Consider the following 20,368-nt stretch of genomic DNA (forward strand, 5'->3'; position numbering starts at 1 on the left):
GCATTTGACCGTTTGCGCACGTTTTTTACGGTGCAAACGGCGCCCCACAAGAGGGCGGCCGGGGCGCATTGCGCACCCGGTTGGAGCGCGGTGTTACTTATTTATACCCACGCCATAGAAGGGTGTGAGGCCAAAAGGACTGATCTTGAAGTCGGTGACTTCCTTGCGCAAAGGCTGGAACACCGTCGAGTTCGCGATCGGGGTAATAGGTACTTGTTGTTTAAGGATTTTCTGCGCCTGTTGATAGAGTTTGACCCGCTCGTCACGGTCGGTTGAAAGCTTGGCCTGCTGGACCAGTTTGTCGTAGGCCGGATCGCACCATTTGGCGTAGTTGCTACCTTTCACCGCAGCGCAGCTGTAGAGCACGCCGAGCCAGTTATCCGGGTCGCCGTTGTCGCCGGTCCAGCCGTAGATCATTGCGTCGTGCTCGCCATTCTTGGCGCGTTTGATGTACTCGCCCCACTCATAGCTGACGATGTTGGCCTTGATCCCCACCTTCTCCCAATCCTGCTGGATCATCTGCGCCGACATCCGCGCATTCGGGTTGGAGGCACGTTGCACGGTCATCGCCCACAAATTAATAGTGGTACCGGGTGCAACCCCTGCTTCTTTGAGTAGCGCCTTGGCCTTGGTCGGGTCGTGGGGCGCGTCCTTGATGTTCGGGTCAAACGACCATTGCGCCGGCGGCAGGGCGTTTTGCGCCAGTTGGCCAGCGCTTTGGTAGACGGCTTTGATGATGGCCGGCTTGTCGATGGCCATGTCCAGGGCCTGGCGAACCTTGAGTTGATCCAGCGGCGGATGGGTCACGTTGTAAGCCAGGAAGCCGAGGTTGAACCCGGCCTGCCTGAGCACCGTCAGGTTCGGGTCTTTCTCCATCACTTCGATATCGGCCGGGCGCGGGTAGCCGCTGACCTGGCACTCGCCGGTCTTGAGCTTCTGCAAGCGCACGGCGGCGTCCGGGGTGATCGAGAACACCAGGTTGTCGATCTTCACGTCCTCGGGTTTCCAGTACGCCTTGTTGCCGGTGTAGCGGATCTGCGAGTCCTTCTGATAACGCTTGAACACGAACGGACCGGTGCCGACCGGTTTCTGGTTGATGTCCGCAGCTTTGCCTTCCTTCAACAACTGCGCGCCGTACTCGGCGGACTGGACCGAGGCGAAACTCATGGCGAGGTTTTGCACGAACGCGGCGTCGATGTTGTTCAGGCTGAAGCGCACGGTGTGCTCGTCGAGTTTGTCGACGCTTTTGATGGTTTTGTTCAGGTCCATGTCGGTGAAGTACGGCGACTCGGCGGGGTAGGCCTTGCGGAATGCGTTCTGCGGGTCGAGCAGGCGCTGGAAGGTGAACAGCACGTCGTCGGCGTTGAAATCCCGGGTCGGGGTGAAATAGTCGGTGGTGTGGAATTTCACGCCGTCGCGCAGGTGGAAGGTGTAGCTCAGGCCGTCCTTGCTCACGTCCCAACTGGTTGCTAATCCGGGTTCAACCTCGGTGCCGCCGCGTTTGAATTGGGTGAGGCGGTTGAAGACGGTTTCGGCCGAGGCGTCGAAGTCGGTGCCGCTGGTGTATTGGCTGGGGTCGAAACCGGCGGGGCTGGCTTCGGAGCAGTAGACCAGGGTGGTGGCTGCTTGGGCGAACGGGGCGGTGGTGGCCAGGGCGATAGCGAGCAGGAGTGGTTTGACGGTGGTTCTTTCCATGGAGTCCCCGGGGAATTTGGGTAGCGGTATCTCCTGAGAGTAGCGTTGTTGACCGGTTGGACGGAAATATCGTTTTTTCAGGGGGACCCCTGTGTCTGGGCATAGTTGGCGGTTTTCTCGGGATGTACTCGGTTCTGACTGTAGGAGCTGCCGAAGGCTGCGATCTTGGCGGCCTGATAGCCGACCAGGTTCTTGTTGACGGGGTGAATATCCATTTCTGCGGTAGCGGCGGCTGGCGGTTTCGCCCTTACGGCGAGTCCCTTTGGCAAACGCCCCAAAGGAACCAAAGGTCTCGCCCCGAGCGTCCGGCCCCTCGCTGAGGCTCGGCGTTCCTTCGTTCCGGTATTCATCTGGGGGCATCGCCTCCGGTCGGCTTCGCTTCGACCTCCTCTCGATGTGTGCGACTTCGTCGCACGGCGCTGCGCGCCTGCCCCCAGATGAACACCTCCACTCAGCCTCCCGAAGGGGCGGGTGGATCAAGATCAAGAGCTGCAGGCGAGCTAACGCTCGGCCTGATGAGTGGTTTGGGGCGGTGCGGTGTGTGCTGCTCTGCTCTGCTCTGTTCTGTTCTGTTCTGCTCTGCTCTGCTCTGCTCTGCTCTGCTCTGCTCTGCTCTGCTCTGCTCTGCTCTGCTCTGCTCTGCTCTGCTCTGCTCTGCTCTGCTCTGCTCTGCTCTGCTTCTGCTTCTGCTTCTGCTTCTGCTTCTGCTTTTGCTTTTGTAGGAGCAAGGCTTGCCCGCGATGGCGGCCTGACAGCTGACCATTCTCTCCCGGATGTACTGGGTCAAATTGTGGGAGCTGGCTTGCCTGCGAAGGCGGCCGGGCAAACACTACAAACCCTTGCGGGTGTTCGACAGGCAATAAAAAACGGCGATCACATCAGTGATCGCCGCTCTTATATACAGGCTTAACTCATTAAGGCGTCATCAACACTTCAATCGAACCATCCGCCGTCATGCTGACCTGGCTGGTGCCGGCTTCAACATCCGGCGTCACCGGTGCCGAGTCCATGGCGGCCGCTTTCATCATCATCGGTGCGCGCATGTACGGTTGTGGATAGCCGTTGCTGTTGAGGTTCAGGTTGACGATTTTGTAACCCTTGCCGCCCAGCGCATCGGTGGCCAGTTGCGCGCGGGCCTTGAAGGCGGTGACGGCGTCTTTGAGCAGCGCGTCTTCGCTGGCCTTGCGCGTTGGGGTGGCGATGGCGAAGTCCATGCCGCCCATTTTCAGGTCGGTGAGCAATTCGCCGGTGAGTTTCGACAGGGCGGCGAAGTCGGAGCTTTCCAGGCGCAGTTCGGCGCGTTCACGCCAGCCGGTGATTTTCTGGCCTTTGGTGTCGTAGATCGGGTAGCTGTTGCGGCTGCCCTGGCGCAGGGTGATGTCTTTGACTTGCTTGGCCTGGGCCAGGGCTTTGTTCATGGTGGTGCTGACGTCGGCGGCGAGTTTGGCCGGGTCGGTGTTTTGTTCTTCGGTGTAGAGGGTCACGATCATCAGGTCGCGGGCCACTTCCTGGCTGACTTCGGCGCGCAGGGCGATCTGGTTGTAATGCAATTCGTCGGCGGCCAGGGCCGGGAGGCTGGCGATGGTGCCAACGCTGAGGGCGAGAAGGGCGGCGCTGCGGCGAAGTGTGTGCATGAAAAGCTCCTTGAAGGGGCGCAGGGGTTAAAGTCCGAGCCTGCGTGAAACCATCAGACTGTAGCTTTTATGATCCGGTTCGCCCAGTTACAACTTCTATACAGATAAGCAGCCATTCGCGGGCAAGCCTTTCTCCTACCGGTCCGAGGCGTACGAGAGATGTGTGCACGCCTCGGACCTGTAGGAGCAAGGCTTGCCCGCGACGGCGTACTCATAGACGCCACATCACTTCCCGCCATGTGGCGGTTTGCCGCACTTTTGCCTGTCAGCCCCCGTGCTTGGTTATACTCCGTGCGATCCGCCTGGAGCGCTCATCAGGAGAGCTCATGCTCGCCCCCGTTCAACTCACTTCCGCAACGCGCCAGAATCTCTGGCGGCTGACGTTCATCCGCACTTTGGTGCTGGCCGCCCAGGCCGGTTCCGTAGGGCTTGCCTACTGGTTCGATTTGCTGCCATTGCCCTGGTTTCAACTGGCGATGACCCTCGGCTGCTCGATGCTGCTGTGCGCCTTCACGGCCATTCGCTTGCGCACCTCCTGGCCGGTGACCGAGCTCGAATACGCCGTGCAACTGGCCTGTGACCTGTTTATCCACAGTGCCTTGCTGTATTTCTCCGGTGGTTCGACCAACCCGTTCGTGTCTTATTACCTGGTGCCGCTGACCATCGCCGCCGTGACCCTGCCGTGGCGGTTCTCAGTGATTCTGTCCGGCATCGCCCTGACCCTGTACACCCTGCTGCTGGCGCGGTTCTACCCGTTGCAAACCTTCCCGATCGCCCGGGAAAGCCTGCAGGTGTACGGGATGTGGCTGAGTTTCGCCCTGGCCGCCGCCGTGATCACGTTCTTCGCCGCGCGCATGGCCGAAGAACTGCGCCGGCAGGAAGAATTGCGGGCGATCCGCCGTGAGGAAGGCCTGCGCGACCAGCAATTGTTGGCCGTCGCGACCCAAGCCGCCGGTGCTGCCCATGAATTGGGTACGCCGCTGGCGACCATGAGCGTGTTGCTCAAAGAGATGCAACAGGATCATCCGGACCCGCTGTTGCAGGACGATCTGAAGGTGCTGCAGGATCAGGTCAAACTCTGCAAAGAAACCTTGCAACAACTGGTGCGTGCCGCCGAAGCCAATCGACGCCTGGCCGTGGAGATGCAGGACGTCACCGACTGGCTCGACGAAGCCCTGAACCGCTGGCACCTGATGCGCCCGGAAGCCAGTTACCGCTTCCAGCGTCTGGGCCAAGGCACGGTGCCGCGTATGGCGCCGCCGCCGGACCTGACCCAGGCGCTGCTGAACTTGCTGAACAACGCCGCCGACGCTTGCCCCGAAGGGCTGCAAGTGACCCTGGACTGGAATGCCGAAGACTTGACCATCAGCATTCGCGATCACGGTGCCGGTGTGCCGCTGGCCATCGCCGAGCAGATCGGCAAACCGTTTTTTACCACCAAGGGCAAAGGTTTCGGCCTGGGCCTGTTTTTGAGCAAGGCCAGCGTGACTCGCGCCGGCGGCTCAGTGAAACTCTACAGTCATGAGGAAGGTGGCACGCTTACCGAGCTGCGCCTGCCCCGTGTCGCCCGAGGAGACGAACATGAGTGACGAGATCCAAGTAGAAGGCGAAGAACTGCCGCATTTGTTGCTGGTAGACGATGACGCCACGTTCACCCGCGTGATGGCCCGCGCCATGGCCCGCCGGGGTTTTCGCGTCAGCACCGCCGGCTCCGCCGAAGAAGGCCTGACCATCGCCCAGGCCGACCTGCCGGACTACGCGGCCCTCGACCTGAAAATGGACGGCGATTCGGGTCTGGTGTTGCTGCCCAAACTGCTCGAACTCGATCCGGAAATGCGCGTGGTGATCCTCACCGGTTATTCGAGCATCGCCACCGCTGTCGAAGCGATCAAGCGCGGCGCCTGCAATTACCTGTGCAAACCGGCGGACGCCGATGACGTGCTGGCGGCGTTGCTGTCCGAGCACGCCGACCTCGACACCCTGGTGCCGGAAAACCCGATGTCCGTGGACCGCCTCCAGTGGGAGCACATCCAGCGTGTGCTGACCGAGCATGAAGGCAACATCTCCGCCACGGCCCGCGCCTTGGGCATGCACCGCCGCACCCTGCAGCGCAAACTGCAGAAGCGCCCGGTTCGCCGCTGAACCTGCGCTGAACGAATGCAGGTCACGCCTCGCGACAAACCGAACCGATCATCTATGATCGGTTCGTGCGTGTTCTTTTCTCTATCGAGCCTTATCCATGAATCAGAACGCTGAATATTCCGCGGTCAACGATGCGGTGCGCGGGCAGTTTTTCCGCAAAGTCTGGGCCATGACCACGCCGTACTGGCGCAGCGAAGAGAAGGTCAAGGCCTGGACGCTGCTGATCGCCGTGATTGCCCTGTCGCTGATCAGCGTCGGGATCTCGGTGTGGTTCAACACCTGGTACAAGGATTTCTACAACGCCCTGCAAAAGAAGGACGAAGCGGCGTTCTGGAAACTGATTCTGTATTTCTGCGCGATTGCCGCCGTGGCGATTGTCGGCGCGGTGTACCGGCTGTACCTGACGCAGATGCTGACGATCCGCTGGCGGGCCTGGCTCACCGAGAAATACTTCGCCCGTTGGCTCGGCGACAAAAATTACTATCAGTTGGAACAGGGCGGTTACACCGATAACCCGGACCAGCGGATTTCCGAAGACCTCAACAACTTCACCTCCAACACCCTGAGCCTGGGTCTTGGGCTGATTCGCAACATCGTCAGCCTGGTGTCGTTCTCGATCATTTTGTGGGGCGTGTCGGGCAGCATCGAGGTGTTCGGCTATGAGATTCCTGGCTACATGTTCTGGTGCGTACTGGTGTACGCGGCGGTCGGCAGTTGGCTGACGCATTTGATCGGTCGTCGCTTGATCGGCCTGAACAACCAACAACAACGTTTCGAAGCTGACCTGCGTTTCTCCATGGTGCGGGTGCGCGAGAACGCCGAAAGCATCGCGCTGTACAACGGCGAGCCGAACGAGAACCGTCGTCTGAGCAACCGTTTCGGCATGGTCTGGCACAACTTCTGGGACATCATGAAGGTGTCCAAGCGCCTGACGTTCTTTACCTCCGGTTACAGCCAGATCGCGATCATCTTCCCGTTCATCGTCGCCGCGCCGCGTTACTTCGCCGGCAAGATCGAACTCGGTGAGCTGATGCAAATCAGCTCGGCGTTCGGCAATGTGCAAGAGAGTTTCAGTTGGTTTATCAGCGCGTATTCGGACCTCGCCTCGTGGCGCGCCACCTGTGATCGTCTGCTGAGTTTCCGCCAGGCCATGGCCGATAACGAAGAACGTACGCCGGCCATTGATGTGCAGAACCAGGGTTCTGAGCTGAAAATCCACAACCTCGGTCTCGACCTGGCCGACGGTCGTCATTTGCTGACCAATGCCGACATGACCGTGGAAGAGGGCGAGCGCGTCATGCTCAGCGGCCGTTCCGGCAGCGGCAAGTCCACTTTGCTGCGGGCGATGGGGCATTTGTGGCCGGCGGGTCACGGCAATATTCGGTTGCCGGCGGCGCGTTATCTGTTCCTGCCGCAAAAGCCGTACCTGCCGATTGGTACGTTGCGTGAAGCCCTGAGTTATCCACAGCCTGGCGACACCTATCCGGCCGAGCGTTATGTGCAAGTGCTGGAGACCTGCCGCTTGCCGCATCTGGTGGCGCGTCTGGACGAAGCCAATCACTGGCAGCGTCTGTTGTCGCCGGGTGAACAGCAACGACTGGCCTTCGCCCGCGCGCTGCTGTATGCACCGCAATGGCTGTACATGGACGAAGCCACGTCGGCGATGGATGAAGAGGACGAGGCGTCGCTGTATCAGGCGTTGATCGATGAGTTGCCGGGGCTGAGCATCGTCAGCGTCGGCCATCGCAGCAGCTTGAAGCGCTTCCACCCACGACATATCCGCATCGACAATGGCCACCTGGTGGATCAAGCCGTGACTGCCTAAACACCGTAATCCCCTGTAGGAGCTGCCGAAGGCTGCGATCTTTTGATTTTTATTTTTCAAGATCAAAAGATCGCAGCCTTCGGCAGCTCCTACGGGGGTTGAGCATGTCCGGCAGCCCGACGGTGATCGTACAACCCGCTTGCGCTATGATGCGATTTCAGCCGAATTTTCGAGACAGACGTTCACCATGGAAAACCCGATCGACGCCCCACGCCTCCCTCGCAAGCGCCGCAGCCTCGCTCAGGAACTGGTGACGGTGCTGTCCGAGCAGATCCGCGACGGCCAACTCAAACGCGGCGACAAGTTGCCCACCGAGTCGGCGATCATGGATGCCCATGGCGTCAGCCGCACCGTGGTCCGTGAAGCAATTTCCCGTTTGCAGGCCGCCGGGCAGGTTGAAACCCGTCATGGCATCGGCACCTTCGTGCTCGACACGCCGAGCCCGAGCGGTTTCCGTATCGACCCGGCCACCGTCGTTACCCTGCGTGACGTGCTGGCGATCCTCGAATTGCGCATCAGCCTGGAAGTGGAATCCGCCGGCCTCGCCGCGCAACGCCGCAGCGCCGAGCAGTTGGCCTTGATGCGTGCGGCGCTGGATGCGCTGAACGAAAGCGCCTCCCATGCCAGCGATGCCGTGGCGTCGGACTTCCAGTTCCACCTGCAAATCGCCCTGGCCACCGGCAACCGCTACTTCACCGACATCATGACCCACCTGGGCACCAGCATCATTCCGCGCACGCGGCTGAACTCCGCGCGCCTGGCCCATGATGATCAGCAGCACTACATGAATCGCCTGAGCCGTGAGCACGAAGAGATCTACGACGCGATTGCCCGACAGGATTCCGATGCGGCGCGGGCAGCCATGCGTTTGCATTTGACCAATAGCCGCGAGCGGCTGCGTCATGCCCATGAAGAGGCCGAGGCGCAGCGCGGGTAGGTTTTCCCTGTTGAGAATTTGTTGCCTGGCAGTACGCTTTCGCGAGCAAGCCCGCTCCCACATTTGATCGGCGGTGTTCACAAATAGTGTGTCCACCGAAGACCCATTTTGGGAGCGGGCTTGCTCGCGAAGAGGCCAGATGCCTTGATGCAATACCCTCAGCCAACCCTCAAAATCGACCGATCCACCCGCACCGCCAATTCAGCCGCCCCAGCCTTGGCTTCAAAAGCCACCATCCCCTGAGCATCCACAACCCCCCGCGCAATCGGTACACCCCTGGACAACAACTCCAGCGGCGCACCCTTCAGCGATTGGTTCGAAGCCAATTCCAGTTTCAATTTAATCGTCATCTTCAGATCTCCTTATCAGGCCACATTGCCGGTTGGGTGGTAATCCTTGAGCAGCAAATACGTGCTCCAGCCCCACCAGTCGTCCACGGTGGCGGTGTCGTTGAGGTTGTTCACGTCCTTGCGCCGCAGCACTTTGCTGCCCTCAAGCCGGAACAGCGGTGAGAAGTTGCTCGCCAGGTTCAGCAGCGCTTGCAGGTCCGGCAGTTGTTTCAACGCCGCAAAGCTGTTGAAGGCCGGAACCGTGCCGCTGAGGTACGCCGCAAACACTTCATCCGCCGACACTTGGACCGCTTGGTTGACGTGCTGGCGATTGGCGCTGTCGATGGCATCGAAGTAGCGCTTGTCCCCATACGCACGCCATTGCTCGCCGTTGCCATTGCGCACATTGAGGCCGAACTTGCTGTCTTCGTCGTGCATGAAGCGGGTAATCAGCGAACCCAGATCACTCGGGGTCACCGCTGCCGCCATCGCTTTGCGTGGCACACGCAGATGGCCGGCGGAAAACAGGTCGGTGAGGAAGTGGTCGGCGAAGGCGTTCATCGCGTAGGCGACTTCCAGCTGTTTTTCATCCTTGGCGGCGTGGGCCGCTGCCGCGTGTTGCAGCGCAGCGGTGTGACCGGCGATGTAAGCTTGCTGCGCCCATTCGCCAAAGTGGTCGGCGTTGTTCGCCGCCAGTTTCAGGTAACGCCCCAACGGGAACAGCGCCGAGACGAAACTGCCGCCGCCGGTGATTTTGTTCCACTCCTCGGACAACGTATCACCGAGGGCGTCGTAGGCTTCGTGAGGTTGTTTACCGTCCTTGATCGCCTGCTTCACGGCGTCAATTTCTTTCTGCATCACCGCGAGGATTTTTACCGCCTCGACGTTCGACGCGGACAGCACCGCCAAGGTGTCGAACGCGGCAATAAAGCGGTTCAGGCGATCCACCGGGGTGGCGCCGTCGCTGATCGGCCGATCCGGGATGCCATAAAAATCCCCGCCCAATGCCAGTACCTGACCGTAGGTGGGGGCGAGCCCGTTGGGCAGGTGCAGTTGCACCTCATGGGCGAGGATCGGCGCGGCATTCTCGACGAAGCGCAGCAGGGTTTGATCACCAATGGCGGTGTGTTCGCCGCCCTCGAACTTCTGTACGGGCTTGCCTTTCAAGGCGTTGCCGGCAGCAGAAGTCGATTGCGGCGGATGGCGGTGATGCTCGGCAATGTGCAGCACCAGATGATCGTCATGTCCGGTAATGGCAATGCCGTGTTCGGTAAAAAGATCATCGAAACGGGCGATGGCCTGCTTCGGCTGTTCCTTCGGTTTTGTGTGTAGACCTGACATTTCTAGCTCCTTGATATGTCGTAGGTAGATGCTCCATTAGCTGTGTGTATATACAGTTAAAACGAGCCTAGCCGAGAATCTTCCTAGGTCAAGAAATCACTTTGTCTGACTCAAATTCTGAGGACGGCGATGAAATGCAGTTGACGGTTATATTTTAAGTTGTACGATGACATACAACTCGGCGAAGGCTGAACGGTTTCCTCACACACAAACGTTGCTACCCAGGGTGTTCGAATAATGAATCCACAAGAACTGAAGTCCATCCTCTCTTCCGGCCTGTTGTCTTTCCCGGTCACCGATTTCAATGCTCAGGGCGATTTCCATCGCGCGGGCTACATCAAGCGTCTCGAATGGCTGGCCCCATACGGCGCCACGGCGTTGTTCGCCGCAGGCGGCACCGGTGAGTTCTTCTCTCTGGCGGCCAGCGAATATTCGGAAATCATCAAGACTGCCGTCGACACCTGCGAAACCAGCGTGCCGATTCTGGCCGGTGTTGGCGGTTCGACCCGTCAAGCCATCGAATACGCACAGGAAGCCGAACGCCTGGGCGCCAAAGGCCTGTTGCTGCTGCCGCACTACCTGACCGAAGCCAGCCAGGACGGCGTTGCCGCCCACGTTGAAGCCGTGTGCAAATCGGTAAAAATCGGCGTCGTGGTCTACAACCGCAACGTGTGCCGCCTGACCGCGCCGCTGCTGGAACGCCTGGCCGAGCGCTGCCCGAACCTGATCGGCTACAAGGATGGCCTGGGCGATATCGAGTTGATGGTGTCGATCCGTCGCCGCCTCGGTGATCGCTTCAGCTACCTGGGCGGTTTGCCGACCGCCGAAGTCTACGCCGCTGCTTATAAGGCCCTGGGCGTGCCGGTTTACTCCTCGGCGGTGTTCAACTTCATCCCGAAAACCGCGATGGATTTCTACCACGCCATTGCTCGCGACGATCACGCCACCGTCGGCAAGATCATCGACGACTTCTTCCTGCCATACCTGGACATCCGTAACTGTAAATCCGGTTACGCGGTGAGCATCGTCAAGGCCGGCGCTAAAATTGCCGGTTATGACGCAGGTCCTGTGCGTGCACCGCTGACCGACCTGACCGGCGAAGAGTACGAAATGCTCGCCGCGCTGATCGACAAGCAAGGTGCGCAGTAACCATCCCGATTAATAAGGCCGCTGAGTGATCAGCGGCCTTTTGTGTGAGGAGAACATCTCGTGGCAGATGCAAAGCGTTTTGATAACTACATCAACGGCGAATGGGTGGCGGGCGCTGATTACTCCGTCAACATCAACCCGTCCGAGCTCAGCGACAAGATCGGCGACTACGCCAAGGCCGACGTGGCCCAAGTCCACGCCGCCATCGACGCCGCTCGCGCCGCGTTCCCGGCGTGGTCCACTTCGGGCATCCAGGCGCGCCACGATTCGCTGGATAAAATCGGCACCGAAATCCTTGCCCGTCGCGAAGAACTCGGCACCTTGCTGGCCCGGGAAGAGGGCAAGACCCTGCCCGAAGCCATCGGCGAAGTGACCCGCGCCGGCAACATCTTCAAATTCTTCGCCGGAGAATGCCTGCGCCTGTCCGGCGACTACCTGCCCTCGGTGCGTCCGGGCGTTAACGTTGAAGTCACCCGCGAAGCGTTGGGCGTGGTTGGCCTGATCACTCCGTGGAACTTCCCGATTGCCATCCCCGCGTGGAAAATCGCCCCGGCCCTGGCCTACGGCAACTGCGTGGTGCTCAAACCCGCGGAACTGGTGCCGGGTTGCGCCTGGGCGTTGGCCGAAATCATCTCCCGCGCAGGCTTCCCGGCCGGCGTGTTCAACCTGGTGATGGGCAGCGGTCGCGTGATTGGCGATGCGATGGTCAATAGCCCGAAAGTCGACGGCATCAGCTTCACCGGCTCCGTCGGTGTCGGGCGGCAGATCGCGGTCAACTGCGTGTCGCGCCAGGCCAAGGTCCAGTTGGAAATGGGCGGCAAGAACCCGCAGATCATTCTCGACGACGCCGACCTCAAGCAAGCGGTCGAGCTGTCGGTCCAGAGCGCGTTCTACTCCACCGGCCAGCGTTGCACCGCTTCCAGCCGCTTCATCGTCACCGCCGGGATTCACGACAAGTTCGTTGAAGCCGTGGCCGAGCGCATGAAGTCGATCAAGGTCGGCCACGCCTTGAAAGCCGGCACTGATATCGGTCCGGTCGTCTCGCAAGCTCAACTGGAACAAGACTTGAAGTACATCGACATCGGCCAGTCCGAAGGTGCACGTCTGGTCAGTGGCGGTGGCTTGGTGACCTGCGACACCGAAGGCTACTACCTCGCGCCCACGCTGTTTGCCGACAGCGAAGCCGCGATGCGCATCAGCCGTGAAGAGATCTTCGGCCCGGTGGCCAACGTGGTTCGCGTGGCGGATTACGAAGCGGCACTGGCCATGGCCAACGACACCGAATTCGGTCTGTCGGCGGGCATCGCCACCACCTCGCTGAAGTACGCCAACCACTTCAAGCGCCACTCCCAGGCCGGGATGGTGATGGTCAACCTGCCGACCGCCGGCGTGGATTACCACGTTCCGTTCGGTGGGCGTAAAGGTTCATCCTATGGCTCACGTGAGCAAGGCCGTTATGCACAAGAGTTCTACACCGTGGTGAAGACCTCCTACATCGGTTCCTGATACATCGGCGCCACCTCGGTGGCGCCAACACCGCAAACCTGTAGGAGCTGCCGAGTGAAACGAGGCTGCGATCTTTTGATCTTTAGCGCCTCCAAGGGCACCGAGATCAAGATCAAAAGATCGCAGCCTCGTTTCACTCGACAGCTCCTACGGGGAATACACGGAACACACAGATTCACCCGCGCATAAAAATAATCAGTGGGAGTACATCTACATGCAATCGACCAAGCCGACTCACGTCCGCTATTTGATCCTGCTCATGCTGTTTCTGGTGACCACGATCAACTACGCCGACCGCGCAACCATCGCTATCGCCGGCTCCAGCCTGCAAAAAGACCTCGGCATCGACGCGGTCACCCTCGGTTACATCTTCTCCGCATTCGGTTGGGCCTACGTGGCCGGGCAAATTCCCGGTGGCTGGCTACTGGACCGTTTCGGCTCGAAAAAAGTTTACGCATTGAGCATCTTCACCTGGTCGCTGTTCACCGTGCTGCAGGGCTGGGTCGGTGAGTTCGGCATGTCCACGGCCATCGTTGCGCTGTTCATGCTGCGCTTCCTGGTGGGCTTGGCCGAAGCGCCATCCTTTCCCGGTAACGCACGCATTGTCGCGGCCTGGTTCCCGACCGCTGAACGCGGCACCGCTTCGGCGATTTTCAACTCGGCGCAATACTTCGCCACCGTACTGTTCGCACCGCTGATGGGCTGGATCGTCTACACCTTCGGCTGGCAGCACGTCTTCATCGTGATGGGTGGCATCGGCATCGTGTTCTCGGCGATCTGGCTGAAAGTTATCCACAGCCCGCGCCAGCATCCGATGATCAACGAGGCCGAGTTCAAGCACATCGCCGACAACGGCGGCATGGTCGATATGGACCAGGACAAGGGCAAAGGTAAAAAAGTCGATGGGCCGAAGTGGGATTACATCCGCCAGTTGCTGACCAACCGCATGATGCTCGGCGTGTACCTCGGTCAATACTGCATCAACGGCATCACCTACTTCTTCCTGACCTGGTTCCCGGTGTACCTGGTGCAAGAACGCGGCATGACCATCCTCAAGGCCGGTTTCATTGCCTCGCTGCCGGCAATCTGCGGCTTTATCGGCGGCGTGCTCGGCGGGGTGATTTCCGACTACCTGCTGCGCAAGGGCCACTCCCTGACCTTCGCCCGCAAAGCGCCGATCATTGCCGGTTTGCTGGTGTCGAGCAGCATCGTCGCGTGCAACTACGTGGACATCGAATGGATGGTGGTCGGCTTCATGGCCCTGGCGTTCTTCGGTAAAGGCGTTGGCGCACTCGGTTGGGCGGTGGTGTCCGACACCTCGCCAAAACAGATCGCCGGTTTGAGTGGCGGCCTGTTCAACATGTTCGGCAACATCGCCTCCATCACCACGCCGATTGTGATTGGCTACATCATCAGCGCCACCGGGTCGTTCAAATGGGCGCTGGTGTTTGTCGGTTGCAACGCACTGGTCGCGGTGTTCAGCTACCTGGTGATCGTTGGCCCGATCAAACGTGTGGTGCTCAAAGAGCCACCACTTGGCGGTCCTGAAACCCATAACAAGTTATCTCAAGCGCATTCCTGAGGAGCGGCGTCATGCAGTTGATTGAACATTCCGACTCGCCGCGCTACATCCGCCTGCACGAGCGGGACAATGTCGTGATCGTGGTCAACGACCAGGGCGTGCCGGCCGGCACCGAGTTTCCCGATGGCCTGGTGACGGTGGATTTCGTGCCGCAGAGCCACAAGGTCACCCTTGAGGACATTCCCGAGGGCGGCCAGGTGATTCGCTACGGCCAGACCATCGGCTACGCCTTGCAGCCGATCCCGCGCGGCAGTTGGGTCAAGGAAGATCAACTGCGCATGCCCACCGCGCCACCGCTGGACAGCCTGCCGCTGTCCACCGAGGTGCCGGCGGCGCAGGCACCGCTGGAAGGCTTTACCTTCGAGGGTTATCGCAATGTCGACGGCACCGTTGGCACGCGCAATATTCTGGGGATTACCACGACGGTACAGTGCGTCACCGGCGTGCTCGACCATGCGGTCAAACGCATCAAGGACGAGTTGCTGCCGCTGTATCTGAACGTCGATGACGTGGTGGCGCTGACTCACAGTTACGGCTGTGGCGTGGCGATTACCGCCACCGACGCCTACATCCCGATTCGTACCGTGCGCAACCTGGCGCGCAACCCGAACCTGGGCGGCGAAGCGCTGGTGATCAGCCTCGGTTGCGAGAAGTTGCAAGCCGGGCAGGTGATGCACGACAACGACAGCTCGGTGGATTTGAGCGAGCCGTGGCTGTATCGCTTGCAGGATTCGAGTCACGGTTTCACCGAGATGATCGAGCAGATCATGGCGCTGGCCGAAACCCGTTTGAAGAAGCTCGATCAACGTCGCCGGGAAACCGTGCCGGCGTCCGAACTGATCCTGGGCATGCAGTGCGGCGGCAGCGATGCGTTTTCCGGCATCACCGCCAACCCGGCGTTGGGTTATGCCTCGGACTTGTTGCTGCGGGCCGGCGCGACGGTGATGTTTTCCGAAGTCACCGAAGTGCGCGATGCGATTTACCTGCTGACGTCCCGGGCCGAAACCAAGGAAGTCGCCGAGGAACTGGTGCGGGAAATGGACTGGTACGACCGATACCTGGCCAAGGGCGAAGCAGATCGCAGCGCCAACACCACGCCGGGGAACAAGAAGGGCGGATTGTCGAACATTGTCGAGAAGTCCCTGGGCTCCATCGTCAAATCCGGCAGCAGCGCGATCAACGGCGTGCTCGGCCCTGGCGAGCGTTTCAAGCGCAAAGGGCTGATCTTCTGCGCGACCCCTGCCAGTGATTTTGTCTGCGGGACGTTGCAACTGGCGGCGGGGATGAACCTGCATGTGTTCACCACCGGGCGCGGTACGCCGTATGGTCTGGCGATGGCGCCGGTGGTGAAGGTCTCGACCCGGACTGAACTGGCGCAGCGCTGGCCGGATTTGATCGATATCGATGCTGGGCGGATCGCCACCGGGCGGGCTTCGATTGAGGACTTGGGTTGGGAGTTGTTCCACTACTACCTGGACGTCGCCAGCGGCAAGAAGCAGACCTGGGCCGAGCAGCATAAGCTGCATAACGACATCACCCTGTTCAACCCGGCGCCGATCACGTAAGACCGCGTTATCGTTCTTCGCGGGCAAGCCCGCTCCCACATTGGATCGAGTCGTACGCAAATTTTGTGTCCACTGGAGATTCTATGTGGGAGCGGGCTTGCTCGCGAAGGCGGCCTAACAGACGCCGAGGGACCTGCTGGCTTATCATTCGCCCCCTAACGACGCCCACCCAAGGTGACCCCCCGGCATGCTGGCTATCTTCCTCGAAACCCTGAACATCACTGCGCCGGTGTTTGCCATGCTGTTTCTGGGTGTGCTGCTCAAGCGCATCGACTGGATCAATGACAACTTCATCCACACCGCGTCGGCCCTGGTGTTCAACGTCACCATGCCGGCGTTGCTGTTTCTGGGCATCCTGCATGCCGACCTGCACGCGGCGTTGCAACCGGCGCTGCTGATCTACTTTGCCGTCGCGACCCTGGCGAGTTTCGCCATCGCCTGGGGCTGGGCGATCTGGAAGTGCCCGCGCGAAGACCGGGGCATTTACACCCAAGGCGCGTTTCGCGGGAACAACGGTGTCATCGGCCTCGCGCTGGCGGCGAGTATGTACGGTGACTACGGAATTTCCCTCGGTGCGATTCTCGCGGCGCTGGTGATCCTGTTTTACAACACGCTCTCGACCATTGTGCTGGCGGTGTACAGCCCGGTGATCAAGTCCGATCCGTGGAGTATCTGCAAAAGCGTTTTCAGTAATCCGTTGATCATCAGCGTGATCGCGGCGGCGCCGTTTGCCTATTTCAAGCTCAGTCTGCCGGGGTGGCTGGAGACGTCCGGCCAGTACCTGGCGCAAACCACCTTGCCCCTGGCGTTGATCTGCATTGGCGGCACGTTGTCGCTGGCGGCATTGCGCAAAAGCGGCAACATGGCGCTGAGTTCAAGCCTGGTGAAGATGATCGGCCTGCCGGTGCTGGCGACCCTCGGGGCGTGGCTCTGGGGCTTTCGCGGGGCGGAGTTGGGGATTCTGTTTTTGTACTTCGGCAGCCCGACGGCAGCGGCGAGTTTTGTCATGGCGCGGCAGGCCAATGGCAACCATGAACTGGCGGCCGCGATCATTGTGATCACCACGTTGATGGCGGCGGTGACCACCAATATCGGGATCTTTTTGTTGCAGTGGGGTGGGTGGATTTAAGGGCAAAGATCAAAAGATCGCAGCCTTCGGCAGCTCCTACGCAGGCTGCGATCTTTTCGAGGCGCCGAAGTTATTCAGGCTTCTGGTAGCTGTCGATCACTTCCTGTGCCGCCCGAAACGCGTCAATCGCCGCCGGCACACCGGCATACACCGCGCAATGCAGCAGCGCCTCACGAATCTCTTCCACGGTGCAACCGTTGTTCAGCGCACCGCGCACGTGACCTTTCAGCTCTTGCGGGCACTTCAGTGCGGTCAGCGCGGCGAGGGTGATCAGGCTGCGGGTTTTCAGCGGCAGGCCCTCACGGTTCCAGACGCTGCCCCAGGCGTGTTCGTTGACGAAATCCTGTAGCGGCTGGCTGAACTCGGTGGCATTGCCCAGTGCGCGGTCGACGAAAGCATCGCCCATCACTTGGCGGCGAACTTCAACGCCAGGCTTCTTGTGGTCGGTCATGGCACATCCCTCTTGTGGTGTTGGCGACGCCAGGCGCGCAGCGACGTAAACAGCAAGAACGCCAACAGCGCCGGCAGGACAAAAAACAGCATCAGGTGTTCAAGTTTGCCCGCCAGGGGCATGCCGGTGGTGAACGACACCACATGCAGCCCATACGCCAGGTACAAGCCGAGAAACAGCAGGCCTTCGGCCCGCGTCACCCGATAACCGGAATAGAACACCGGCAGGCACAACGCGGCGACGCCGAGCATCACCGGCAAATCGAAATCCAGGGCGTTAGGCGAAACCGACAGCGGCGACGGTGCCACCAGCGCGGTGAAGCCGAGCACGCCCAACAGGTTGAACAAGTTACTGCCGATCACGTTGCCCACCGCGATGTCCCGTTGCCCGCGCAGGGCGGCGATCAGCGAGGTGGCCAGTTCCGGCAGGGAAGTGCTGATGGCGACGATGGTCAGGCCGATGATCCGCTCCGACAGCCCCAGGTCGCTGGCAACGGATACCGCTGCGCCCAGTAACAAATGCCCGGCGTAAATCAACATCGCCAGCCCGGCGACGATCATCAACAAACTGCTGACCCACGGCGCTTGCGGCGTTGATTCATCGCTTGATGGCGGGCGCGCCGAGTGCCGCGACTGACGCAGCAACAGGCCCAGGTACAACACCAGCGCGGCGAGCAGGATGACGCCGTCGGTGCGTGTCAGTTCTTCGTTCCAGGCCAGCACACAGACCAACAGGCTGGCGCCGATCATCAGCGGAATGTCCAGCCGCACCAGTTGCCGCGACACCCGCAACGGAATGATCAGCGCCGACAAACCGAGGGTGACGAGGATATTGAAGATGCTGCTGCCGATTACGCTGCCGACGGCGATGTCGGCGTTTTCGGCGAGCATGGCTTGCAGGCTGACGGCCATTTGCGGGGCGCTGCTGCCGAGGGCGACGATGGTCAGGCCGATGATCAGCGGTCGCACATGCAGGCGCGCGGCCAGGCGCACGGCGGCGCGGACCATCAGCTCGGCGCCGGCGATCAGTAGAACCAGGCCGCTGATCAGCTCAATCAGGCTGAGCAGGGGGATGTCTTCTAGGCCGTAAATGGTCGGCGCTCCATCAATCGTCGAGGGCTTGCAGGCGAACCCGCGCGGTGCCGCTGCTGACCATGCCCAGCCGCGAGGCGGCTTCACGGGACAGGTCGATCAGACGCCCACGGGTGTGCGGGCCGCGATCGTTGATGCGCACCACGCAGGATTTATCGTTGTTCAAATTGGTTACCTTCACCCGCGTGCCGAAGGGCAACTGGCGATGGGCGGCGGTCAGGGCATTCTGGTTGAACGGCTCGCCACTGGCGGTCCGTTTGCCGTGGTGCTTGGCACCGTAATAGGAGGCCATGCCGGTCTGGTCGTAACCGTGTGGGTCGATGATGTCGTTGCTGGCGCAACCGGCCAACAGGGAGAGCAGGGCGCAGGCGCCGAGTAGACGCTTCATAAAGGGTTTCCACAAAACAATTGTGGGAGCGGGCTTGCTCGCGAAAGCGCTCTGCCAGTAGACAGCCATATCGACTGATACGACGCTTTCGCGAGCAAGCCCGCTCCCACAGGGGATGGAGCCAGGCTTGAGATCTGGCTCCATCGCAATCAGCCTTCGAGCTTGCTTTTCAGCAGTTCGTTGACCTGTTGCGGGTTGGCCTTGCCTTTGGAGGCTTTCATGGCCTGGCCGACGAAGAAGCCGAACATCTTGCCGCGTTTGGCTTCGTCTGCCGCGCGGTACTGTTCAACCTGTTCGGCATTGGCCGCGAGCATCTCGTCCAGCACCGCCGAGATCGCGCCGCTGTCGGTCACTTGCTTCAAACCGCGCTTGTCGATGATCTCGTCCGCGCTGCCTTCGCCGTTGGCCATCGCTTCAAACACAACCTTGGCGATTTTGCCGGAGATGGTGTTGTCGGTGATGCGCAGCAGCATGCCGCCCAGTTGCTCGGCCGAGACCGGCGACTGGTCGATGTCCAGGCCCTGTTTGTTCAGCAGGCTGCCCAGTTCCACCATGACCCAGTTGGCCGCCAGTTTGGCGTCGCCGCCGATGCTCGCGACTTTCTCGAAGTAATCGGCTTGCTCGCGGCTGGTGGCCAGGACGCTGGCGTCATACACCGACAGACCGAATTGTTCCTGGAAGCGCTCGCGTTTCTGCGGTGGCAGTTCCGGCAGGGTGGCGCGCACGTCGTCGAGGAACGAATCTTCGATGACCACCGGCAGCAGGTCCGGATCGGGGAAGTAACGGTAGTCGTTGGCTTCCTCTTTGCTGCGCATCGGACGGGTTTCGTCCTTGTTCGGATCGTACAGGCGCGTCTGCTGGATCACCTTGCCGCCGTCTTCGATCAGCTCGATCTGACGACGCACTTCGCTGTTGATCGCCTTCTCGATGAAACGGAACGAGTTGACGTTCTTGATCTCGCAGCGCGTACCGAACTCAACCTGGCCCTTCGGACGGATCGACACGTTGCAGTCGCAACGCAGCGAGCCTTCGGCCATGTTGCCGTCGCAGATGCCCAGGTAACGCACCAGCGCGTGGACGGTCTTGACGTAGGCCACGGCTTCCTTGGCGCTGCGCATGTCCGGCTCGGAGACGATTTCCAGCAGCGGCGTGCCGGCACGGTTCAGGTCGATGCCGGTGGCGCCGTTGAACTCTTCGTGCAGGCTTTTACCGGCGTCTTCTTCCAGGTGCGCACGGGTCACGCCGACACGTTTGATCGTGCCGTCGTCCATGGCGATGTCCAGGTGGCCCTTGCCGACGATCGGCAATTCCATCTGGCTGATCTGGTAGCCCTTGGGCAGGTCCGGGTAGAAATAGTTTTTGCGGGCGAACACGTTGTGCTGGCCGATCTCGGCATCGATGGCCAGGCCGAACATCACCGCCATGCGCACCGCTTCCTGGTTCAGCACCGGCAATACGCCGGGCATGCCCAGATCGATCAGGCTGGCCTGGGTGTTCGGCTCGGAGCCGAATGTGGTGGAACTACCGGAAAAGATTTTCGACCGGGTGGTGAGCTGGGTATGAATCTCCAGCCCGATCACGACTTCCCATTGCATGTGTTTCTC

The 20,368-nt window shown here is 60.6% G+C and carries 17 protein-coding genes; 9 read left to right on the forward strand and 8 right to left on the reverse strand.

From position 1 onward, the window contains the following. Nucleotides 1-93: 93 nt before the first annotated feature. Both V5E99_RS18065 and V5E99_RS18070 read right to left on the reverse strand, forming a co-directional pair. Nucleotides 94-1,695 carry an ABC transporter substrate-binding protein gene (locus V5E99_RS18065; RefSeq protein WP_499803658.1) on the reverse strand — a complete coding sequence of 534 codons (1,602 nt, stop codon included), beginning with the start codon at nucleotides 1,693-1,695 and terminating at the stop codon, nucleotides 94-96. Nucleotides 1,696-2,609: 914 nt separating this feature from the next. Beyond that, the gene (locus V5E99_RS18070) at nucleotides 2,610-3,329 is read right to left on the reverse strand and encodes an SIMPL domain-containing protein (RefSeq protein ID WP_499803659.1); all 720 of its coding nucleotides are present in this window, start codon (nucleotides 3,327-3,329) and stop codon (nucleotides 2,610-2,612) included. Nucleotides 3,330-3,655: 326 nt separating this feature from the next. Here V5E99_RS18070 and V5E99_RS18075 point away from each other — a divergent pair, with 326 nt between their 5' ends. The 4 genes from V5E99_RS18075 (at nucleotide 3,656) to V5E99_RS18090 (ending at nucleotide 8,233) form a co-directional block, all read left to right on the forward strand. After that, complete coding sequence (locus tag V5E99_RS18075; RefSeq protein WP_499803660.1) at nucleotides 3,656-4,918, forward strand: ATP-binding protein; 1,263 nt, start codon at nucleotides 3,656-3,658, stop codon at nucleotides 4,916-4,918. Continuing rightward, nucleotides 4,911-5,471 (forward strand): response regulator transcription factor, encoded by a 561-nt coding sequence (locus tag V5E99_RS18080; protein ID WP_007942792.1) that lies wholly within the window; start codon nucleotides 4,911-4,913, stop codon nucleotides 5,469-5,471. The genes V5E99_RS18075 and V5E99_RS18080 overlap by 8 nt, the downstream gene beginning before the upstream one ends. Nucleotides 5,472-5,568: 97 nt before the next feature. Beyond that, the gene (locus V5E99_RS18085) at nucleotides 5,569-7,296 is read left to right on the forward strand and encodes an ABC transporter ATP-binding protein/permease (RefSeq protein ID WP_499803661.1); all 1,728 of its coding nucleotides are present in this window, start codon (nucleotides 5,569-5,571) and stop codon (nucleotides 7,294-7,296) included. A gap of 187 nt (nucleotides 7,297-7,483) precedes the next feature. After that, on the forward strand, nucleotides 7,484-8,233 hold the full coding sequence (locus tag V5E99_RS18090; RefSeq protein WP_499803662.1) for a FadR/GntR family transcriptional regulator: 750 nt from the start codon (nucleotides 7,484-7,486) through the stop codon (nucleotides 8,231-8,233). Between the two features lie 158 nt (nucleotides 8,234-8,391). Here the strand turns inward: V5E99_RS18090 and V5E99_RS18095 are convergent, their stop codons facing one another. Together V5E99_RS18095 and V5E99_RS18100 are read right to left on the reverse strand one after the other, a co-directional pair. Continuing rightward, entirely contained in the window at nucleotides 8,392-8,583 is a 192-nt protein-coding gene (locus V5E99_RS18095) for a hypothetical protein (protein ID WP_499803663.1), read from the reverse strand. Nucleotides 8,584-8,598: 15 nt separating this feature from the next. Next, nucleotides 8,599-9,903 carry a hypothetical protein gene (locus V5E99_RS18100; RefSeq protein ID WP_499803664.1) on the reverse strand — a complete coding sequence of 435 codons (1,305 nt, stop codon included), beginning with the start codon at nucleotides 9,901-9,903 and terminating at the stop codon, nucleotides 8,599-8,601. A 234-nt stretch (nucleotides 9,904-10,137) separates the two neighbouring features. Between V5E99_RS18100 and kdgD the strand changes: the two genes are divergently transcribed. From kdgD to V5E99_RS18125, 5 genes are all read left to right on the forward strand, one after another. Continuing rightward, the gene (gene kdgD, locus V5E99_RS18105; protein ID WP_499803711.1) at nucleotides 10,138-11,052 is read left to right on the forward strand and encodes a 5-dehydro-4-deoxyglucarate dehydratase; all 915 of its coding nucleotides are present in this window, start codon (nucleotides 10,138-10,140) and stop codon (nucleotides 11,050-11,052) included. A 60-nt stretch (nucleotides 11,053-11,112) separates the two neighbouring features. After that, on the forward strand, nucleotides 11,113-12,558 hold the full coding sequence (locus tag V5E99_RS18110) for an aldehyde dehydrogenase family protein (RefSeq protein WP_499803665.1): 1,446 nt from the start codon (nucleotides 11,113-11,115) through the stop codon (nucleotides 12,556-12,558). 214 nt (nucleotides 12,559-12,772) lie between these two features. Then, nucleotides 12,773-14,140 (forward strand): MFS transporter, encoded by a 1,368-nt coding sequence (locus V5E99_RS18115; protein ID WP_499803666.1) that lies wholly within the window; start codon nucleotides 12,773-12,775, stop codon nucleotides 14,138-14,140. Nucleotides 14,141-14,151: 11 nt separating this feature from the next. Beyond that, nucleotides 14,152-15,705, forward strand: a complete 1,554-nt coding sequence (gene garD, locus V5E99_RS18120) for a galactarate dehydratase (RefSeq protein ID WP_499803667.1) — start codon at nucleotides 14,152-14,154, stop codon at nucleotides 15,703-15,705. 187 nt (nucleotides 15,706-15,892) lie between these two features. Next, complete coding sequence (locus tag V5E99_RS18125; protein WP_499803668.1) at nucleotides 15,893-16,834, forward strand: AEC family transporter; 942 nt, start codon at nucleotides 15,893-15,895, stop codon at nucleotides 16,832-16,834. A 70-nt stretch (nucleotides 16,835-16,904) separates the two neighbouring features. Here the strand turns inward: V5E99_RS18125 and V5E99_RS18130 are convergent, their stop codons facing one another. The 4 genes from V5E99_RS18130 to gatB form a co-directional block, all read right to left on the reverse strand. Further along, nucleotides 16,905-17,285, reverse strand: a complete 381-nt coding sequence (locus V5E99_RS18130) for a carboxymuconolactone decarboxylase family protein (protein ID WP_133838522.1) — start codon at nucleotides 17,283-17,285, stop codon at nucleotides 16,905-16,907. Next, nucleotides 17,282-18,463 carry a calcium/sodium antiporter gene (locus tag V5E99_RS18135; RefSeq protein ID WP_499803669.1) on the reverse strand — a complete coding sequence of 394 codons (1,182 nt, stop codon included), beginning with the start codon at nucleotides 18,461-18,463 and terminating at the stop codon, nucleotides 17,282-17,284. The genes V5E99_RS18130 and V5E99_RS18135 overlap by 4 nt, the downstream gene beginning before the upstream one ends. Then, a complete protein-coding gene (locus tag V5E99_RS18140) occupies nucleotides 18,390-18,764 on the reverse strand; it encodes a septal ring lytic transglycosylase RlpA family protein (RefSeq protein ID WP_499803670.1) in 375 nt (124 codons plus the stop codon). The genes V5E99_RS18135 and V5E99_RS18140 overlap by 74 nt, the downstream gene beginning before the upstream one ends. Before the next feature lie 149 nt (nucleotides 18,765-18,913). After that, nucleotides 18,914-20,359 carry an Asp-tRNA(Asn)/Glu-tRNA(Gln) amidotransferase subunit GatB gene (gene gatB / locus V5E99_RS18145; protein ID WP_499803671.1) on the reverse strand — a complete coding sequence of 482 codons (1,446 nt, stop codon included), beginning with the start codon at nucleotides 20,357-20,359 and terminating at the stop codon, nucleotides 18,914-18,916. Between the last annotated feature and the right edge of the window lie 9 nt (nucleotides 20,360-20,368).

The sequence above is a fragment of the Janthinobacterium sp. LPB2021202312-11-4 genome (assembly GCF_037049705.1).
GTDB lineage: Bacteria > Pseudomonadota > Gammaproteobacteria > Pseudomonadales > Pseudomonadaceae > Aquipseudomonas.